The organism is Paraburkholderia phymatum (genome assembly GCF_040965635.1).
Lineage (GTDB): Bacteria > Pseudomonadota > Gammaproteobacteria > Burkholderiales > Burkholderiaceae > Paraburkholderia > Paraburkholderia phymatum_B.
In genome coordinates, this window is sequence record NZ_JBFRCH010000120.1 from 1 (window position 1) to 411 (window position 411).

Below are 411 nucleotides of genomic sequence, written 5' to 3' on the forward strand. Positions count from 1 at the left end.
AGGACAGCAGGATGCGGGTGTGGTCGAGTGGGAATGGGTTGGGGCCTGACATGGGAACGCGCGCCCATATTCTCCAGTATGACCGGACTACCGCAGGCGGCACCGTGCTCGATGGCATGGATGACGTGACGTGGAACGATCGCAGGTTGAGTTACCTGGGGGCACGAGTCCAGTGCCCCGCCTGCAATTCAGTGGGCCGGATCACACCGAACGGTGCCCGCCCGGATGACGATCTGTCCGGCAGACAACCTGCCCTGGACGGAGACTTCTGCCAGTGCGCCTGTAATCATAGAGCGTGATTATTCAAGTGACTTGACGGGCGACGTGCTTTTCGAAGTTACCTCATGGACCCTCGCGCGCCGGGCTGTTTAGAGTGAGCCACTCTCAGCTGACCACAAATGGCTCGTTCTT

1 protein-coding gene is annotated in these 411 nt (G+C 59.9%); it reads left to right on the top strand.

Annotation, left to right across the window (positions count from 1 at the left end; all coding sequences use genetic code 11):
* The first annotated feature begins 50 nt into the window (after positions 1–50).
* Entirely contained in the window at positions 51–299 is a 249-nt protein-coding gene (locus AB4Y32_RS40465; RefSeq protein ID WP_368726584.1) for a PAAR domain-containing protein, read from the top strand.
* The last annotated feature ends 112 nt before the right edge of the window (positions 300–411 follow it).